17 protein-coding genes are annotated in these 15223 nt (G+C 69.4%); 3 read left to right on the top strand and 14 right to left on the bottom strand.

Going from position 1 to position 15223, the window contains the following annotated elements:
- Nucleotides 1-46: 46 nt before the first annotated feature.
- On the bottom strand, nucleotides 47-1042 hold the full coding sequence (locus BMW88_RS22890; protein WP_245777986.1) for an ABC transporter substrate-binding protein: 996 nt from the start codon (nucleotides 1040-1042) through the stop codon (nucleotides 47-49).
- A 208-nt stretch (nucleotides 1043-1250) separates the two neighbouring features.
- Between BMW88_RS22890 and BMW88_RS22885 the strand changes: the two genes are divergently transcribed.
- Together BMW88_RS22885 and BMW88_RS22880 are read left to right on the top strand one after the other, a co-directional pair.
- Nucleotides 1251-2408: a 4-hydroxybenzoate 3-monooxygenase gene (locus tag BMW88_RS22885; protein WP_245777985.1), complete on the top strand. Its 1158-nt coding sequence runs from the start codon at nucleotides 1251-1253 to the stop codon at nucleotides 2406-2408.
- A 156-nt stretch (nucleotides 2409-2564) separates the two neighbouring features.
- On the top strand, nucleotides 2565-3347 hold the full coding sequence (locus BMW88_RS22880; RefSeq protein ID WP_089953721.1) for an IniB N-terminal domain-containing protein: 783 nt from the start codon (nucleotides 2565-2567) through the stop codon (nucleotides 3345-3347).
- Between the two features lie 234 nt (nucleotides 3348-3581).
- Here the strand turns inward: BMW88_RS22880 and BMW88_RS22875 are convergent, their stop codons facing one another.
- From BMW88_RS22875 to BMW88_RS22815, 13 genes are all read right to left on the bottom strand, one after another.
- Nucleotides 3582-3992, bottom strand: coding sequence for a DUF5956 family protein (locus tag BMW88_RS22875; RefSeq protein ID WP_089953719.1), 411 nt, complete (start codon nucleotides 3990-3992; stop codon nucleotides 3582-3584).
- A gap of 7 nt (nucleotides 3993-3999) precedes the next feature.
- Complete coding sequence (locus tag BMW88_RS22870; RefSeq protein WP_089953718.1) at nucleotides 4000-4797, bottom strand: ABC transporter ATP-binding protein; 798 nt, start codon at nucleotides 4795-4797, stop codon at nucleotides 4000-4002.
- Nucleotides 4781-5548: an ABC transporter permease gene (locus BMW88_RS22865; RefSeq protein WP_089954100.1), complete on the bottom strand. Its 768-nt coding sequence runs from the start codon at nucleotides 5546-5548 to the stop codon at nucleotides 4781-4783. Before BMW88_RS22865 ends, BMW88_RS22870 begins: the two co-directional genes overlap by 17 nt.
- Nucleotides 5545-6288 (bottom strand): ABC transporter permease, encoded by a 744-nt coding sequence (locus BMW88_RS22860; protein ID WP_089953716.1) that lies wholly within the window; start codon nucleotides 6286-6288, stop codon nucleotides 5545-5547. Before BMW88_RS22860 ends, BMW88_RS22865 begins: the two co-directional genes overlap by 4 nt.
- An 81-nt stretch (nucleotides 6289-6369) precedes the next feature.
- A complete protein-coding gene (locus BMW88_RS22855) occupies nucleotides 6370-9099 on the bottom strand; it encodes an XRE family transcriptional regulator (RefSeq protein WP_089953714.1) in 2730 nt (909 codons plus the stop codon).
- A 201-nt stretch (nucleotides 9100-9300) separates the two neighbouring features.
- Nucleotides 9301-10035 carry a pseudouridine synthase gene (locus BMW88_RS22850; RefSeq protein ID WP_089953713.1) on the bottom strand — a complete coding sequence of 245 codons (735 nt, stop codon included), beginning with the start codon at nucleotides 10033-10035 and terminating at the stop codon, nucleotides 9301-9303.
- Nucleotides 10028-10798 (bottom strand): SMC-Scp complex subunit ScpB, encoded by a 771-nt coding sequence (gene scpB, locus BMW88_RS22845; protein ID WP_089953711.1) that lies wholly within the window; start codon nucleotides 10796-10798, stop codon nucleotides 10028-10030. The genes BMW88_RS22850 and scpB overlap by 8 nt, the downstream gene beginning before the upstream one ends.
- A complete protein-coding gene (locus BMW88_RS22840; RefSeq protein WP_089953710.1) occupies nucleotides 10795-11628 on the bottom strand; it encodes a segregation and condensation protein A in 834 nt (277 codons plus the stop codon). The genes scpB and BMW88_RS22840 overlap by 4 nt, the downstream gene beginning before the upstream one ends.
- Entirely contained in the window at nucleotides 11625-11951 is a 327-nt protein-coding gene (locus BMW88_RS22835) for a hypothetical protein (protein WP_089953708.1), read from the bottom strand. The genes BMW88_RS22840 and BMW88_RS22835 overlap by 4 nt, the downstream gene beginning before the upstream one ends.
- The gene (locus tag BMW88_RS22830) at nucleotides 11948-12871 is read right to left on the bottom strand and encodes a ParA family protein (RefSeq protein ID WP_089953706.1); all 924 of its coding nucleotides are present in this window, start codon (nucleotides 12869-12871) and stop codon (nucleotides 11948-11950) included. The genes BMW88_RS22835 and BMW88_RS22830 overlap by 4 nt, the downstream gene beginning before the upstream one ends.
- Nucleotides 12872-13004: 133 nt before the next feature.
- Nucleotides 13005-13334 carry an ArsR/SmtB family transcription factor gene (locus tag BMW88_RS22825; RefSeq protein WP_089954096.1) on the bottom strand — a complete coding sequence of 110 codons (330 nt, stop codon included), beginning with the start codon at nucleotides 13332-13334 and terminating at the stop codon, nucleotides 13005-13007.
- A gap of 24 nt (nucleotides 13335-13358) precedes the next feature.
- Nucleotides 13359-14234 (bottom strand): site-specific tyrosine recombinase XerD, encoded by an 876-nt coding sequence (gene xerD / locus BMW88_RS22820; protein ID WP_089954094.1) that lies wholly within the window; start codon nucleotides 14232-14234, stop codon nucleotides 13359-13361.
- Nucleotides 14235-14242: 8 nt separating this feature from the next.
- The gene (locus BMW88_RS22815) at nucleotides 14243-14494 is read right to left on the bottom strand and encodes a hypothetical protein (protein ID WP_089953704.1); all 252 of its coding nucleotides are present in this window, start codon (nucleotides 14492-14494) and stop codon (nucleotides 14243-14245) included.
- Nucleotides 14495-14547: 53 nt separating this feature from the next.
- Here BMW88_RS22815 and BMW88_RS22810 point away from each other — a divergent pair, with 53 nt between their 5' ends.
- Complete coding sequence (locus BMW88_RS22810) at nucleotides 14548-15159, top strand: NINE protein (RefSeq protein ID WP_089953703.1); 612 nt, start codon at nucleotides 14548-14550, stop codon at nucleotides 15157-15159.
- The last annotated feature ends 64 nt before the right edge of the window (nucleotides 15160-15223 follow it).

Below are 15223 nucleotides of genomic sequence, written 5' to 3'. Positions count from 1 at the left end.
CGGGTGACCGCGATCACGGCCCGATCACAGTCACCCGCGCTGTTCGTCAACTGCCGGAAGGCTGGATGAGCATCGGCTTGACGTCGAGATCCTTGTCGAGCATCTGATACCGCTGCATCAGCTGGACAACGCGCTGCAAACGCGTCTGGTCCAGCGTGGTCGGGAAGGCACCGAAGTGGACGAGACCTGCGGTTTCCTTGTCGACCTTGGCGTACTCGACGAGCAGCGGCTCGACCGTGGGACGGTCGGCGGCGTCGGCCTGGCCCTTGGCCATCGCGCGCTGGAACGCGGCGACGGTCTTGGGGTTCTTCTTGGCGAACTCGCCGCTGGTCGCGTAGCCGGCGATCGGGATGTTGTCGGTCGGGCCGGTCGCGGCGTCCAGCACCTTGATCTGACCGGCGGCGCGCTGGGCACGGGTGATGAACGGCTCGACCATGAAGGCCGCGTCAACGGTCTTGTTCTGGACCGCCGCCTGCATGTCCGGGAACGCCATCTCCTTGAACTTGACCGTGCTCACGTCCACGTTCGCGGCTTCGAGGGTGGCCTTCGCGGTCAGCTCGGCGATGTTGCGGAAGGTGTTGATCGCGATGGTCTTGCCGGCCAGGTCCTGGGGTGCCTTGATGGCCGAGTCACCCGCAGCCAGGATCAGGAACATGCCGGGTGTGGCCTGGTAGCCGTCGGCGACGAGCTTGATCCCGTCGACCGCCTTCGCCGCGTCCTTGGCCTGGGCCGCGAAGAACGAGACCCAGTTGCCGAACGTGAAGTCCAGCTCCTTGTTGATCAGGCCGGGGATCGCCTGGGCACCGCCCTGGATCGTCTTGAGCTCGACCTCGAGGCCCTCGGCCTGGAAGTAGCCCTTCCTCATCGCCACGTGGATCGACGCCACGTCGAGGACGGGCATGGTCCCCAGGGTGATCTTGGCCTTCTCGACCGGACCGCTGTTGTTCGCGTCGGCCGGGGGTGCCTGCTCTTTGCCGCCGAGCGCACCACAGCTCGCCACGGTGACGAGCAGCGTGGCGAGGGCGATGCCACGGATGGCCATACGGCGGACTCTTCGAGTCATCGGGAGCACTCTCCTGTCGGAGCGGTGTCGTCGTTGCGGGGAGATTCGCGACGGTCAACCACTCAGAGTAGTGATGCTGCTCCAAAAGACCCCAGTTGACCGACACGAGCAGGTTCCAGTCCACTACCTGCGGTGAGCATCTAAGCACAGCAGGTCTAGGGCTAGGAGAACCCACTTGAAGCGTTCAGTGACCGTCGTCGGCGCCGGGCCGGCCGGTCTGACCTTGGCAAACTTGATCCAGCAGTCAGGTATCGACTGCGTCGTGCTCGAAAAAGCGAGTCGCAGTCATGTGGAAACACGGCCACGGGCGGGAGTCTTAGAGCACCGCTCCGTAACCATGTTGGAGTCACTCGGTCTGGCAGATCGTTTGCTGATGGAAGCAGACCGTCACGGAACGTGTGAATTCCGCGTGAACGGTCAGGCCTTCCAGGTGGCGTACAGCGACCTGTATGGCGGACGCCAGCACTACGTCTATCCACAGCAGGAAGTGGTCAAGGACCTCATCGGGGCATTCCTCGACGCCGGAGGGGACATCCGGTTCTCGGTCAGCGACGTCGAGCTGCGCGACCTGATGACCTCACGGCCCTCAGTGGTGTGGACCAGCGCAGACGGCGTCCGCGAGACCGTGCAGTCCGACTTCGTGGCCGGATGTGACGGATTTCACGGAATATCCCGGAAATCCATTCCTGACGGGGTGCTGACGGAATTCACCCACCAGCACGGGATCGAGTGGCTCGCGATTCTCGCGGAGGCTCCCCCGTCGACTAAAGCCATCATTTACGCGTTGCACGCGGACGGCTTCGCCGGACACATGTTGCGATCCCCGAGCATTTCTCGGTTCTACCTCCAGGTACCGGTCGGAACAAAGGCGGAAGACTGGTCCGACGAACGGGTCTGGGAAGCGCTGCACAAGAGGTTCGCACTGCACGACTCGGCCTGGGCGCTGACCGAGGGAAAGATCATCGAGAAGCGCGTGCTCGACATGCGCAGCCACGTGGTGGAGCCGATGTCCTACGGCCGGCTCTTCCTGCTCGGTGACGCAGCCCACATCATCACGCCGGTCGGCGCCAAGGGCATGAACCTCGCGATGAACGACGCCGCAACGTTCGGACGTGCACTGATGGACTTCTACGCCACCGGGTCCGAGACCGGTCTCAAGACCTACTCGGAGGACTGCCTGCGCCGCGTCTGGCGGGCACAGGAATTTTCCCAGTGGATGGTGAACATGATCCACACCGACGTCAGCTCGCCCTTCTTCGGACGGTTGGCGCAGGCCAGGCTGGAGCACCTGGCGGAGTCCCCTGCCTACCGGGCGACCTTCGCCGAGAACTACGTGGGTCCCTAACGGGTGAAATCCCCCCTCCCCTAACGGGTGACGGGCTTCCCCTAAGGACTTCATTTCGTTACAAACTGGGGCCAACTCCCGATGCCGGGGGGTGTCGTTCCTCCATACGGTTCACCCCGACACCCCCCGATCCACCTACAGGAGTTCGAGTTCCTCATGGGCACCCAGCAGACGCTGCACGACTTCACCCTCAACCTGCTCGGCGACCTCGACGCACGTGAGGCGTTCCTGGTCGACCCGGAGGGCACCCTCGAGGCCGCCGGTCTGGGCGACATCTCGGTCGTCGACATCCACGAGATCCTGCCGCTGGTGCTCGACACCGCGTCCGTCGGGAACGTCGACGCGATCGACAAGCTGCTGGTCGAGGCGGGCGACCTGACCGCCGTCGACAGCCTCAAGTTCATCACCGGCAACGTCGAGGGCATCACGGGTGTCGCCGACATCGCCGCCCCCACCGCCGTCACGGCGCTGGTCACGGACTTCGCCGGCGTCGGCGACGTGTCGAACACCCTCGACGCCACCGTCCTGGGCGCCACCGACGTCGTCTCGAACGTCTCCGGCGTGGTCTCCGAGAACGGCATCGTCTCCGAGGTCACCGGCATCGCCTCGCACAACGGCGTCGTCTCCACGGTGACCGACGTCGTGAACGTCGAGGACGTGTCCGACGTGCTGGTCAAGGACCTCGACACCGACGTGCTGCTCAAGGACGTCGTGAACACGGACGTGCTGGTCAAGGACGTCGTGGACACCGCTGACCTCGACGTGACCGACGTCGCCGGCGTCACCGGCAACCTGACCGGCAACGTGGTGCAGGACGTCGCGCAGGTCGGCGACGTGCACAACGACCTCGGCCAGGTCATCGGCGACATCAAGCTCGGCGACGTCGAGCTGCTCGACGGCGGCATCGGCAACGGCAACGACCTGGGCCTGCACCTCTGATCCTCCCGGCTGGAAGCGGGGGAAGCGGGCGCTGAGCGTTCGTGCCCCGATCGCGAGGCGCCCCACCCCCGCGCTGTGCTCACACCCTCCCAGTCGCACTGTGACGGCTTCTCGTTGGCTGGCGGGCCAACCCGCCGTCACGTCCCCGGTGCGACGGGATCAGCCCCCGGACCGACACGGTCCGGGGGCTGATCTTCATGTTGCTGCGCCACAGGGATTTCGTGGTGGTTTTCGTCAGGAGGCGTCGAAGAGCGCGGCCAGTCCTCGCTCCATCGCCTCGCGGACCCGCCCCAGGTCGACCGGTGCCCCGTGCCGCCCGCTCAGGCCGACCGCGCGCCACAGCTCGGCGGGCGCGACCCCGGCCGGGAGGTCGAGGTACCAGGCGAAGCCGCGAGGCCGTGGTGGCACACCGGCTTCCACGAGGTAGGAGTTCACGAACGTGTCGACGACGTCCTGGTCGGGATGCACCGGCACGGGCGTGCGCACCACCCGGCGCGGGCCGGCGACCCACGCGAGGAGGAGCTGGAAACCGTTGTCCGGCAACGCGAGCAGCCGCCGGTTCGCCAGCAGCACGATCCTGTCCCGCCCGCCGGACAGCTCGACGGGTTCCGCGTCGACGACGAGGAACAGGTTCCAGTCCGTCACCCCGGGGTCAGGACGGGACGGTCTCGCTCAGCGACTCCCGCTCCGCCGCGGCCCACTTCTCGACGTCCATCGAAGGCTTGCCGACGTTGAGCAGCCGCGCCACCTTGGACCGCAGCGCCACGAAACCCTCGTCGGTCCGCGTGGTCACCTGGTTGCGCTCGGCGGGCAGCGGCACCTCCAGGTCCGCCACCAGGCGGGCGGGAGAGCCGGAGAGCACGAGGATCCGGTCGCCCAGGTACACCGACTCGTCGATGTCGTGCGTGACGACGAGAACGGTCGTGTCGTGCTCACGACGCACGCGAAGCAACAGGTCCTCCAGTTCGAACCGGGTCTGCGCGTCCACCGAGGCGAACGGCTCGTCCATCAACAACAACGCCGGCCGGTACGCCAGAGCGCGCGCGATGGCCACACGTTGCTGCATGCCGCCGGAGAGCTGCCAGGGACGCTTGCGGGCCGCGCCCGACAGGCCGACCCACTCCAGCGCCTCGGCGGCCCGTGCGCGGCGCTCCGCCCGCGGCAGGGACCGCAGCGGGAACTCCACGTTGCCCTGCACCGAAAGCCAGGGGAACAACGACCGCGAGTAGTCCTGGAACACCACCGCCAGGTGCGAGCCGTGCAGCGACACGTCGCCACGGGTCGGCGAGACCAGCCCGGAGATCGTGCGCAGCAAAGTGGACTTGCCACAGCCGGACGGTCCTACGACGCACACCAGTTCGCCGGCGCGCACGGTGAACGAGAGACCCCCGATGGCCTCGTGGTCCCCGTAGGTGTGGCCCAGGTCGGCCACCTCAAGCATGTTGCTCATCGCGACTCCTCGGTTGCCACGCCAACGCCCTGCGTTCCACCGCGAGAAGCGCGGTGTTGAGTCCGTAGCCGAGCACGCCCAACAGGACGATCCCGGCCCACATGCGCGTGTAGTCGAACTCGCGCTGTGCCTGCATGAGTTGTGAACCGATGCCGTTGTCCGTGCCCACGAGCTCGGAGATGACCATCAGCACCAGTGAGAGCGAGAGGGAGACCCGCAGCCCGGCGAAGATCTTCGGCGAGGCCGCGGGCAGCACGACGCCGAGGACCCACTGCCACCGCGGGATCCGGAAGACCGCGGAAGTGTCCACTTTGGTCACATCGACGGACCGCGCGCCGTCGACGCTGTTGAGCAGCACCGGCCAGACGACGCCGAAGACGATGGTGGCGAGCTGCATCGACGTGCCCGCCTTGAACAGCAGCAGGAACACCGGCACCAGCGCGGGCGGCGGGATCGAGCGCAGGAACACGAGCAGCGGGCCCGCGTACTCCATCGCCCGGTCCGAGCGGCCCAGCAGCAGCCCGAGGGACACACCGATCACCGAGGCGATCGCCCACCCCGACAGCAGCCGCACGATCGACGGCACGACGTGCTCGGTGAAGTTCTCCGGCTCGACCACCCACCACTCCCAGGCGGCCGAGAGGATCTCGGACGGCGGCGGGAAGAACGGGTCCTCGGCGAGCCAGCCGAGCACCTGCCACACGACGACGAGACCGGCGAACACGGTCCACCGTTGCAGGAACTTGGTCACCAGGCCACCCAACGCCGGCGGACGCGTTCGAGACCGCTGTTCAGCAGGACGCCGATCGCGCCCGCGACCACGGTGCCGACGAGCACCTGGTCCATGCGGCCGGGCCCGCTGCGGGCCTCCATGATGAAGTAGCCCAGACCGATCTGACTGCCGGCCATGAGCTCCACGCTCACCATCACGACCAGCGCCGTCGTGGCCGCGAGCCGGATTCCGGTGAGGACGAAGGGCAGCGCGCTGGGCAGCGCCACCGCGAACAACACGCCCAAGCGGCCGGTGCCGAACACCCGCGCCGTCTCGACCTGCAACGGGTCCAGTTCGTCGAGGGCGTAGATGGTGTTGAACAGGATCGGCCACAGTGCCGCGTACACCGCGAGCGTGATCTTGGTTTCGGGGCCGAAACCGAGCATCACGAGCGCGAGCGGAATCAAAGCCACAGAAGGGATCGGGCGCAGGAACTCGATCACGGCGCGCGTTGCGTGGCGTACGGCCGGAACGCTGCCGAGCACGAGTCCACTCGGCACCGCGATCGCCACGGCGATCGCGATGGCGATCAGGAGTGCCAGCACCGTCGCCACGACATGGCTGAGGAACTCAGGTGAAGTCAGCTGCGACACGAGCTCACCGAACACGACGGACGGTGGCGGAAGCGCGTGTGCAGGGATGAGGGGAGAGCGTCCTAAGAGCTCCCACAGGACGAGGAACCCGGCAATGCCGAGAAGTCCCCTTGTGAACGCACGCACCCGGTCACCCTAGAGAGTGGATCTCACCTTCACAATGCGTGTTTGCCCAACTCCAGGTAGTTTCCAGCGGATCAGGGCGCTTCAGCAGACATCCACGCGCTCCACTTCGCCGAAGCTCTTCACCCATTCGGAGTCCGTGAGCCGCGCGCCGTCTTTTTCACACATCCTCTTGATGATCTGACCGCTGTCGAGCTGGTACGGCAGCAGCTCCGGGTCCTGGCCCCCGCTGCGCACGAGGAAGTCGCCGTACTGCGGCCGGTACACCGCGCGCGTCGAGTTGCCGTGCCCGACGACGTACACGAGCCGGTCCGCGTTCCGGTCAGAGGTGTAGAGCCGTTGCACTTCGAAGACGTTGTCGCGCACGACGGCCACGCGGTCGTCGTCGGAGAACGTGACGCGCGCTCCGGCCCGCAACGCGCTGTCGAGCCGTGCGCGCAGCACAGGCGTTCCGCTGGGCACCCGTTGCCAGACTTCGACGACCGACTCGGCCGAGTGCTCGACGGCGAGCCACCGGCCGTCGCTGCTGTAGGTGAGGCCGCGCACGTAGCCGTGCTGGAGCAACGCGGGCCCGGCGGGCTCGAAAGTGCCGCCGATGCGCCAGAACTCGATCGTCGTGGTGCCAGCCGTCGCGTCCCGGACGGCGGTCGCGAGCTCGCGGCCGTCCTGGCTCAGGGCGACGGTCTCCGGGTCGCGCACCGGCATCGGCAGCTCGCGAGGACCGCGGGGATCGCTGAGGTCGAACAGCTCCGCGTGCTCGGACTGGTCGGGCGTCGGAAGCCCGCCCCCCGCCGCCTCGCCGACCTTGCCGACGATCCGCGAGCCGTCCGCGCTGAGGTCGAGCGTGCGGAACCGGTCGGGCAGGGCCGAGAGGTAGGTGACGTCATCGGCGTCGTTGACGGCCCACAGGTGCTCCGCGCCGGTGTCGTCCCGCGTGACGGCACGGCGTTCGGCGAGCTTCACGACGCGGTGGCGGTCGGCGAACCTCTTGCCGGGCACCGCCACGTCCTCGTCGACGCCCCACATCCGGTCGGTGCCGTCCTCGTCGGTCACCGCCGCCATCTCGCCGCGCGGGGCGACCAGCACGTCGGCGTCGTCCCGCGGCGTGCCGGTGAACGAGATACCGCGCGTGACCGCGTTCGCGAGCCGCAGCACCCTCTCGGCCTCCGGCGACGGGTTGACCTTGTACCCGACCAGCGCGAACTTGTCCGCGTACGGCCGGCGCTGCTCCATCAACGCCTCGGACTCGGAGATGGCCTTGCCGCCGAGCTCCCGGTCGTGCAGCTCGGTGAGCTTGCGCTCGTTGGCGAGCGCGTAGACGACCGTGCCGGGCACCAGCGCGATCAGCACCGCCATCACGGCGATCAACGCCGTGGAGCGGCGCGTCTCGCGCCTGGTGCTGAGGTCGACGAACCTGCGCTCCTCCCCCGTCAGGAACTCACCGAGCTCCTTGGCCCTGCGCAGCCGCGCGCCCCGGTAGAGGGCGAGCGGGTCGCGGTCGCTCGCCTCCCACAGCTCCATCGCGGTGACGAGCTGCTGGTGGGTCATCAGGTTCTCGCGTTCCTCGTCGACCCACCCGGCGAGCCTCGGCCAGCGCAGCACCGCGTCGTGGGAGAGCTCGACGCCGTCGGTGCCGCGCGTCACGAGCCTCGCGCCGGCGAGCAGGTCCAGCAGGCGCGGTTCGACGTCCGGCCTGCGGGTCCTGCGTTGCGCGAGCCCGTTGCGCCGCACGGAGACCAGTTGGAGGAGGAGGCTCCTGGCGGCACCGCGGTCGTCCTCGCCGAGTGCGGCGAAGAGGGTCTCGGCGGCGCTCACGACGACGTGCTCGACGCCGCCGGACTCCTCGAACCCCGCCAGCGACAGCGTCATGCCGCGCTTGCGCCGCCACGTCTGGACGAGCGCCTGCTGCACCAGCGGCAGCGCGTGCTGGTTCGCGGCCTCGGCGACCAGTCGCGCGATCACCGCGGTCTCGACCGTGGCGCCGATCCTGGCGGCGGGCTCGGTGATCGCGCGGCGCAGCTCGTCCGCGCTCATCGGCTCGATGGTGATCGCGGCGCCGGTCAGGCCCCGGTCGAGGCAGCGCTGCCGCTGGTCCGCGCGGACCGCGAGCACGACGCGCGGGCACCGGGTGAGAGCGGTGACGAAGTCGTCCGCGCCGAGCGCCTTCTCGAAGTCGTCGACGAGCAGGACGAGACCGGGGCGGTGCTGCCGGATCCGCGGCCCGAGGTGTCCCGGGTCCCGCCGGAGCTCCTCGGCGAGCCGGTCCTCCGCGGTGTTCTCGAAGACCCCGGCGAGGGCCCGCGCGAGGTCGCCGAGCGGGTCGTGGCCCGGTGTGATGACCACGGCGTCGTCGAGGGCCGGCCGCAGCCCCGCCCGCAGCAACGACGTCCTGCCCGACCCGGAGGCGCCGAAGACGAGGGTGAGGGGTTCGGCCCGCACCGATTCGACGATCTGCTCGACGAGGTACTCACGGCCGTAGTACTGCTTCGCGTCTTGTTCGGTGAAGGGCACGTCGCCGGGGTACGGCGCGTCCGGGTGCGACGGCTGCGCGTGCTCGGCCGCGACTTCGCGCCAGCGCTTGGCCCAGGGTCCGGGGTCGGCGTCGCAGGCACGGACGAACGCGAGCGTCAGCGCCAGGGACGGCAACTTGCGGCCGCCGGCCGCGTCGGACAGCGCCGTCGGCGAGTAGTTCGCCCGCCCGGCCAGCTCGCGGTAGCTCGGTTTGCCGGCCTGGTCACGCAGTCTGCGCAGGTCACCGGCGAACCGCAGCAGCGCGGTGTCCTCCGGACCCAGCGGTCGTTCCCCTCGTGGCATGCCGCCTCCTGGCCGGATTGTCCACCAGAGGTTCGCCTGCCGTCTAACGGACCGCTAACCGCTCACCATCCGGAGGCGGTCTTCGTCACCGGTCAACCTGCCGGGCGGGGCAGGTCATTTCCGGCACGGCGGAATGTCGGCCGGGATCACGGAGCACGTCCGCCCTCCTGGCCCGGAGGGCGGACGGGGAACACGTCGTGGTCAGAGACCGACGAGCTTGTAGAGGCCGCCGACCTCCTGGCGGTTCAGCACCCGCATCGAGCCGGGACGCTGGTTGCCGAGCGACACGTCACCGATCGCGACCCGCACCAGCGACTGCACCGGGTACCCGACGTGCTCGAGCAGGCGGCGCACGATGTGCTTGCGGCCCTCGTGCAGCACGACCTCGACCAGCGCCTTGCCGGGAACGGCGCTGATGAGCTTGAACGAGTCGACCTTGATCGGCCCGTCCTCGAGCTCGATGCCCGCCTTGAGGCGCTTGCCGAGCCCCTTCTCGACCGGGCCGGGGACCTCGGCGAGGTAGGTCTTCATGACGTTGTAGCTCGGGTGCATGAGCCGGTGGGCGAGCTCGCCGTCGTTGGTGAGCAGCAGCAGGCCCTCGGTCTCGGCGTCGAGGCGGCCGACGTGGAACAGGCGCTCCTTGCGGTTGCGCACCAGGTCACCCACGCACGGGCGGCCCAGGTCGTCCTCCATCGTGGAGAGCATCCCGAACGGCTTGTTCAGCGCGATCGTGACGACGTCCTCGCGGATCTGCACCCGGACACCGTCGACGTGCACGACGGCCGTCTCGGGGTCGATCCGCCGCCCCTGCTCGCGCACCACCTCGCCGTCGACCTGGACACGTCCCTGGTCGATCAGCTCCTCGGAAGCACGGCGCGAGGCGACTCCCGCCTGCGCCAGCACCTTCTGCAGGCGCACGCCCTCGTTCTCAGACATCGTCGATCGCATCCACTTCGGGCAGCAGCGGCGCGATTGGCGGCAGGTCGCTCAGCGACGACAGCCCCAACCGCTCCAGGAACAGTTCGGTAGTCCGGTACAGGATCCCACCCGTGTCGCTGTCCGTGCCCGTCTCCTCGATGAGCCCCCGCGCGACCAGGGTCCGGATCACACCGTCCACGTTGACGCCACGCACCGCCGCGACCCGCGCCCTCGTGACGGGCTGCCGGTAGGCGATCACCGCGAGCGTCTCCAGGGCCGCGCGGGTGAGTTTCGCGCGCTGGCCGTCGAGCAGCAGCTTCTCCACGAACGGGGCGAACCGGTCCCGCGTGTAGAACCGCCAGCCGTCCCCCGCCCTGCGCAGGTCGATGCCGCTGCCGGACTCGGTGTACCGGGTGGAGAGTCTACGGAGTGCTCCCTTGACCCGCTTCACCGGCTGCTCGAGAGCGCTGCCGAGCTGCTCTTCGGAGATCGGGCTGTCCACCACGAGCAGCACGGACTCGATGGCCGCCTCGAACACCGCGTCGTCGGCGAGGTCGGGCAGGCCGGAGTCCTCGATGGCCTCCTCGGGGGCGGCGGCGAGCAGCTGCGCTTCGAGGGTGGCGGCGTCCGCCACGTCGGCGGCGGGCTCGACGTCGGGTTCAGCGCCTGCGGCCTCAGGGCCCGCCGCGTCAGGTTCCGCACCCCCGGGCCCGGCCCCGTCGAACGCCGGCCCCGGCTTCCCGACCTCCGCCGCGTCCGGTCCGACCAGTGGCTCGCTCATCCGCCGTAGTCCTCATCCTCGTCGCCGGCGCGCACCTGCGTCTGCGCCTGCTCCAACGTCCCGCCGACCCACGTCACCTGCAGCGGCCCGAGCGGGTCCTCCTGCTCGAAGGCCAGCGACTTCTCCCGGTACAGCTCCAGCAGCGCGAGGAACCGCGCCACGACCTCCATGGTCTCGGTGCACCCCGCGACGATCTCGGAGAACGACGCCGTGCCCTTCTCGACCAGCATCGCGCGCAGCAGGTCCGCGGTCTCGCGGATCGACACCCGGTGCTGGTGGATGTGCGCGACCGACAGCGTCCGCTTCTGCTTGGGGCGGAAGGCGGCGGCCGCGATCAGCGCGAACTTCGCGGGCGTCACGCCGAGCATCACCTCGGGCAGCAGGCCCTCGAAGCGCGGCTCCAGCGACACCGAACGCGGGTAGCGCCGGTAGGCGCCCTGCTCCAGCTCGGCGAACAGGGCCGCGACCTGCTTGTAGGCCCGGTACTGCAGCAGCCGGGCGAACAGCAGGTCCCGCGCCTCCAGCAGGGCCAGGTCGTCCTCGTCCTCGACGTCGCCGCTGGGCAGCAGGCGGGCCGCCTTCAGGTCGAGCAGCGTCGCCGCGATGACCAGGAACTCGGTGGTCTCGTCGAGGTCCCACGCCTGCCCCATCCCGCGGATGTGCGCGATGAAGTCGTCGGTGACCTGGTGCAGGGCCACCTCGGTCACGTCGAGGGTGTGCTGGGAGATGAGCTGCAGCAGCAGGTCGAAGGGGCCCTCGAAGTTCGTGAGCTTGACCTTGAACCTGCCGTCGTCCGGAGCGGGGACCTCAGCGGGAACTTCTTCTGTCACTGCTCGCGCAACCTGCGTACCAGCAACGACTCGTCACCGTGCGTCTCGAGGTCGTCCAGCACGATCGCGATCGCCTCGCGCACCACGCGGCCGCGGTCGACCCCCAGCGAGTGCGACGCGCGCAGCGTCAGCCGTGCCTGCTCCAGGGCCAGCAGTTCCTCGTCGGACACGTACACCGTGATCTTCGTGGTGTGCTTGGTGCGGCCGGAGCCGCGGCGCTGCACGGGCGGATCGGCCGGTTCCGCGGGAGCGGGGGCGGGGGCCGGGGCAGCGGTCAGCCGGAACAGCTCGGCCGCGCCCGGCAGGGTCGGGCGGCGGTTCACCGGGCGATCACCTCGCGGGCCAGCGCCCGGTAGGCGTTGGCGCCGGACGAGCGGGGGGCCCAGCGGGTGATCGGCTCACCGGCGACGGTCGTCTCCGGGAAGCGCACCGTGCGGTTGATGACCGAGTCGAACACGATCTCGCCGAACGCCTCCACGACGCGGGCCATGACCTCGCGCGAGTGCAGCGTGCGCGGGTCGTACATCGTGGCGAGGATGCCGGTGATGGTGAGCTTGGGGTTCAACCGTTCCTTGACCTTCTCGATGGTGTCGATGAGCAGTGCCACGCCGCGCAGCGAGAAGAACTCGCACTCCAGCGGGATCAGCACTCCGTCCGCGGCCGCGAGGGCGTTCACCGTGAGCAGGCCGAGCGAGGGCTGGCAGTCGACCAGCACGTAGTCGTAGTGGTCGATGACGGGACGAAGGGTGCGCACGAGCGTGTGCTCGCGGCCCACCTCGGAGACGAGCTGGATCTCGGCCGCCGACAGGTCGATGTTGCTCGGCAGCAGGTCCATGTCGTCGACCATGGTCTTGCGGATGACGTCGGGGACGGCGGTGTTGCCCTCCATGATGACGTTGTAGATCGTGGTTTCGAGCTGGTGGGGGTGCACGCCGAGGCCCACCGACAGCGCGCCCTGCGGGTCGAAGTCGACGAGCAGCACCCGTCTGCCGTACTCGGCCAGCGCCGCGCCCAGGTTGATGGTCGTCGTCGTCTTGCCGACGCCGCCCTTCTGGTTGCACACGGCGAGGATCTTCGCCGGGCCGTGGTGCAGCAGCGGCGGCGGATCCGGGATGTGGCGGCGGGTGCGACCGGTCGGGCCGACGCCGTCGAGCTGCTCGTGGGCGACGTCGTCCACCGGCGCGGCGTGCGGGGCCAGGTTCAGATCGGCACGGGGCGCGAAAACGTGCTCCGGTGTCGACATGGCTGGCGTTCCCTCATCTGGTCGTAGTCGTCTCTCCGGGCGCAGCCTAGGCCGCACCCGTGCGAGCGGCAACGCGCCTCGCCGGTCCGGCGGGAGCGGGAAAATGTCTCCGACCGGCGTGTCAACACCCGGGTCAGGCCGGAACGTCCGTTCGCGTGCGGCGCTCGGAGGCCGTCAGCACCACGTCGAGCAGGCCCGGGAAGAGGTGGTCCAGGTCATCGCGGCGCAAGGACACCCAGCGCTGGTTGCCCCGGCAGCGGGTCCGGGTGATGCCCGCCTCGCGCAGCACGCGCAGGTGCTGGGAGAGGGTCGACTTCGCCACGTCCACCTCGAAGGCCCCGCACAGCCTCTCCCCGCTCGACTGGATCTGGCGAACGACCGCGAGCCGTGTCGGGTCGCTCAGCGCGTGCAGCACAGCGGCTAGATCAATGGCCTGTGGGGACGGCTCGTCCAAGTTCGGCACCTGCCCACCGTACCCGTGCAAGCCTCATGTTCCAGTGGCCCGAGGGTGTGCAGTTGCGTAGACCTCCCTCAAAGTCGTAACGGTCACCAGTGTGTACACCTGAGTGGTCGTAACCGATGCGTGCCCGAGAAGTTCTTGCACCACCCGAACGTCCGCACCCCCTTCGAGCAGATGGGTGGCAAACGAATGCCGCAGCGTGTGAGGAGACACCGCCGCGGTGATCCCGGCGTCTTCCGCGGCGGTCTTCAGAACGGTCCACGCGCTCTGCCGGGAGAGCCGGCCGCCCCGCTTGTTCAAGAACAACGCCGGTGTCCCACGGCCTTTCGCCGCCAGTTCGGGGCGCGCCCGGACCAGGTACGCGTCCACCGCGGCCAATGCGGGCCGCCCTACGGGAACCAGCCGCTGCTTTCCCCCTTTTCCGTCCAGCAGAACGGTTCGCTCATCCGCGTCGATGTCGTCGACGTCGAGCCCGACGACCTCGGAGATGCGCGCGCCCGTCGAGTAGAGCAGCTCCAGCAGCGCCTTGTCCCGCGGGTTCGCGACGGTGTCGAGCAAAGTCAGAACATCATTGACGGGCAATGCTTTCGGCAACCTCTTCGGCGGCGACGGCGGGTGCACCGCACGTGCGACGTCGTTGGCCACCACGCCTTCGCGATGTGCGAACCGGTGCAGTCCCCGCACCGCGACCAGCGTCCGCGCCGCCGACGACGCGGCGAGCCCGCTTTCCCGCAGCGCGGCGAGGAACTCGCTCACCTGCGCCTCGGTCACCGCGCTCAAGTCCCCGACGCCGAGGGAGGCCAGGTGCTCGGTGTAGCGGCGCAGGTCGCGGGTGTACGAGTCGAGCGTGTTGCGGGCGGTGCCGCGTTCCACGGCGAGGTGGTCGAGGTAGGTCGCCACCAGCTCTTCGATCACGCCAGCCCTTCCGACAAGATCTCCCCCGGCACGTGCGCCGCTGTCCCCGGCCGGCCGGGGATCCTCGCCACAGCAGGGCCGGAACCCTTGTCCGCCAAGGCGATGACGTACGGCGGTGGCGCGGTCGGCACCCCGCCCGGCGTGGTCCCCACGCAGTAGAACACGGCCCCGCGACCGGGCGGCGACCGGTCCGCTCCGGTGGCCCGGTGCCCGTGGTCCTTGATCTCCTTTGGGACACCGACCGGCATCGTCGCAGCGTATTCCCGATATCCGCGTGCCGCATCGGATAACGTGCGCAGCCGTGTCAGAAGCATCCGGGCCGGAGCAACAGCGCATCGGCAACCAGCAGCGCGAAGAGGCGATCACCGCGCTCAACGACCACTTCGCGCTCGCGCGGCTCGACATCGGCGAGTACCAGGAGCGGGTGAACCGCGCGTCCGGCGCGCAGTCCTACCACGAGCTCGCGGAGCTGTTCCGGGACCTCCCGCAGCCGCACCCGCCGTTCCTGGCCCCGCCCTCGGTGCCGTTCGCCGCCGTGCCCCCGCCGCCGGGGTACCCGCCCCAGCACACCCAGCCGTACTACCCGCCGCCCACCGGCCCCCAGCCGCAGTACGCCCCGCCCCCGCCGCCAGGGATGGCACCGGGAGGCATGGGCTACGCGAACCCGGCCGCCCCGTACGGCTTCGACCCGGTCACCGGCGTGCCGCTGTCGGACAAGTCGAAGGTCGCCGCCGGCGTGCTGCAGCTGTTCCTGGGCAACCTGGGCATCGGCCGCTTCTACACCGGCCACACCGGCATGGCCGTCGCGCAGCTGCTGACCTGCGGTGGCTGCGGCATCTGGTCGCTGATCGACGGGATCATCATCCTGGTCAACGGCGGCACGGACGCCCAGGGCCGCAAGCTCAGGGACTAGCCGCCGCGGCGGGGGTGAGCCGACCCCGGCCGGGGCCGCGACGGACCACGGCGTGCTCCAGACC

It is taken from the genome of Lentzea xinjiangensis (assembly GCF_900110955.1).
Classification (GTDB): domain Bacteria; phylum Actinomycetota; class Actinomycetes; order Mycobacteriales; family Pseudonocardiaceae; genus Lentzea; species Lentzea xinjiangensis.
Note: the sequence above shows the minus strand (reverse complement) of the source record. Positions and strands in the feature narration are given on the sequence as shown.